Genomic DNA, 2,815 nt, shown 5'->3' on the forward strand with positions numbered 1-2,815 from the left:
GATAAATATATCAAGTTACCTTATTGCTTTACCTTTTTTATATATTACCTTAAAAGATATAAAAGCGTATAGCCCACAAAAAGCAGTTATAGGATCATTTGCTGTAATTACATTTCTTTTATATTTAAATGTTATGAAAATATATATTTAAATTGCAATTAAATGTGAGTTGCTAAAAGTGATGGATCCTGAAATATATTATATGGAGTAACTCTTAGGTATCAGGTGACCGCCTGATGTGTACTAATTCAGGCGGTCATTTAGCGATTCAATTATTTGCTCTATTCTAGTGACTAGATACTAGGAAATATGGGTAACAGCGACTTTTTTTGCATCATCCTTCGTGATATTTCCAATATTTACTTATATAAGGTGGCTTGGGTTTGTCTAACACTTCGGATAGGTGTCGTCCTTATCTGTTAGAGGTTTTTTATTGTGTGCAAAAGTTTCTTGCCTTGTTCTGTAGGGATGTAGAAGCCTTTATCATTTCTTTGTAACAAAGATAAGTCTTCAAATTTTTCAAGTACTAAGTATTCCGCAGTACACCCCACATAGCCTTCGTCACCCATAGCACGAGCTACATGTCTCATAAACATAACTTCTTCAGTCGAAAGTTGAGAGATAATACGAGCAAAACTTAATGCTAAGAAGTCGTTTTCATGCTGTTTTTCACCAACATCCTCAATTTTATGAGAAATAGCCGCTTCATTAGTTAGTTGCTCTAGAGCTTTCAGTTTTACGCGTTGACCTAGAACATCAATTTCAAGTTCATGCGACTTGAGTGCTTTCTTAAATAGTTCTTGAAGCTCATGCTTGAAATGAAGCAGCGCAACCAACACAACAAATGGCCAAATTAACACTTCTAAATACTTGAGAACTAATTCTGCTATTTCCACTCAGCCTCCAAAACCTTTAACAGAATATTAATCAGCATTCCTACTTTCACGTAAGAATACCTTTATATATCCAGTCGATCATATTCTATTTAACTCATAAACATCATGAACTTGATTGCATTATTTTGTTTCAAAGTGTTTATTGATGGAGGGGGGGAAAGAAGGAGAGGTGAATAGCAAAAAAGAAATGGCATACCTTACTTTTATCGAGTTAAAGCTAGTATGCCAATCGGATCACTGACAGAAAGTCTCAATATACAGCGCTTCTACTTTGTCTCGTGCCCATTGGGTACGACGTAAAAACTTTAATGATGATTTGATTGATGGGTTGCTGTAGAAACAGTTGATCTGAATTTTCGCATCCAAACCTTCCCAGCCATAGTGTTCTTGTAAACGTACAAGGATCATTTCTAGGGTTAAACCGTGTAATGGGTTATTCGGTTGTTCTTGGCTCATTTTAATGGGTGTTCCTACACTGCGGTGATCAAAGAGGGCGAGTGTATCAGAATGCATGAGAGATGTTGATGCTTTCACGCATTCTGATTGTAGCCTGATGTTTAGGTTAGTTCCCAATGTGAAATGACATGGGTATCTAGGCTTTGATTTCTATTAACCAATAATGATGGGCATACCCCAGTCCAGCGTTTAAAGGCGCGAGAAAAGGTGCTGAGATCGGAAAATCCAAGTTTAAGGGCGATATCCGTTAATGCTAATGCTGGATCGTCTAATAAAGAGAGGGCTTTTTCGAGCTTATAGTTCTCTAACACGCCTCGGTAACTGGTAGAAAGGCAGGCTAAGCGACGGTTTAGAGTACGGAAACTGATATCCATTAAGCTAGCAACATGATTACCAGAGGCGATTTCTAGATCCGATAAGCTGTCTAATACGCGGTAGACTTGGGTGATCACGTTGTGCTGGTGGAAGTTCTCTAGCTGTCTTTGCAGCTGCCACAAACTGTTTTGGTTGATGATCGGATCGGCTTCCGTTAATGGAGCTGTCAGTGACTTTTTACTAAAGGTCAGGCGAATTAATGGATAACCATAGTGACACTTTAGGTTTAACGCAGACGATGCCATTAAGTTATCAAACAGTTGCTGCTCTATACGGGCATTGGTTAAAGAGGGTAGAAACACATCCCCTTTAATGGCTTGATGACCCCATGTTTGTTTAAACACGCTGAGTAAGAAAGCGAAATGTAATGCTAATAAAGACAGGCTTTCGGTTGAGTGTTTGGCAACAGGCTCATTGCTTAATAGCCATAAGTTAATGTTATCGCCTTTATTTTCATCGAGATAAAAGCGGATTGAGCTGTTTAATAACTCACTGTATTGGCACAGCGTGTGAAGCTGAGTGTAACGGTCTGGGCTTGTCCATAACGCTAAGCTGTAAAAGTTAAAGGTCAGCGGATTAATAGATTGTGCGATTTTGGTTAGTTGATGCGATAGCGCATGGTATTCAGGTGTGATCGTTGAAAGGTACTGTTTTAGCCACAGACCTTCAAAATGAGTCATATCAAAGGTGTGGTTCTCTTCCATATTGAAGTTGGCAAAGGGAATGATACGTTTCCAGCCAGAAGAAACCGTATTTTTATAAGGTGACAGGGAATGATTGATGTCCATGGTTATCAACACGCTCCGATAATGTTTACTTTTTAGTAACAAATAAGCCGTTTAACGCTACTTCTATTTTTAACTATGTAAAAAAGTGCAATCACTGACCGTTATAAAACAATAGTTAATGTTAATTTAAAATGAATCAAATGTTCAGCTTTAATTTTATTTTGTTTTCACTCTGTTCTTTATAATGTTTTATATTTTACATGGTGCTCTTTGTAGCACGTTAAATATATCATAAATAAAAATCATTAATGACAATTAATACTAACAAAAGCCCTTTATATAAAGAAATAAGAATAGGAA

The 2,815-nt window shown here is 37.2% G+C and carries 3 protein-coding genes; all 3 read right to left on the minus strand.

Annotated elements, in window-relative coordinates:
• Nucleotides 1–419 precede the first annotated feature (419 nt).
• The 3 genes from E5A76_RS03155 to E5A76_RS03165 all read right to left on the minus strand — a co-directional run bounded on the left by E5A76_RS03155 (nt 420) and on the right by E5A76_RS03165 (nt 2,515).
• Entirely contained in the window at nt 420–896 is a 477-nt protein-coding gene (locus E5A76_RS03155; protein ID WP_161118084.1) for a hypothetical protein, read from the minus strand.
• A 234-nt stretch (nt 897–1,130) separates the two neighbouring features.
• The gene (locus E5A76_RS03160) at nt 1,131–1,352 is read right to left on the minus strand and encodes a VF530 family protein (protein ID WP_008988647.1); all 222 of its coding nucleotides are present in this window, start codon (nt 1,350–1,352) and stop codon (nt 1,131–1,133) included.
• 101 nt (nt 1,353–1,453) lie between these two features.
• Complete coding sequence (locus E5A76_RS03165) at nt 1,454–2,515, minus strand: helix-turn-helix domain-containing protein (protein WP_161118085.1); 1,062 nt, start codon at nt 2,513–2,515, stop codon at nt 1,454–1,456.
• Nucleotides 2,516–2,815 lie beyond the last annotated feature (300 nt).

Origin of the sequence: Photobacterium lucens, assembly GCF_009873615.1 — a bacterium.
GTDB classification, from domain to species: domain Bacteria; phylum Pseudomonadota; class Gammaproteobacteria; order Enterobacterales; family Vibrionaceae; genus Photobacterium; species Photobacterium lucens.

What these genes read in the sequence shown, in the direction of transcription:
- E5A76_RS03165 (WP_161118085.1), bottom strand. Translation starts at nt 2,515, where the DNA reads ATGGACATCAATCATTCCCTGTCACCTTATAAAAATACGGTTTCTTCT.
- E5A76_RS03160 (WP_008988647.1), bottom strand. Translation starts at nt 1,352, where the DNA reads ATGAGCCAAGAACAACCGAATAACCCATTACACGGTTTAACCCTAGAA.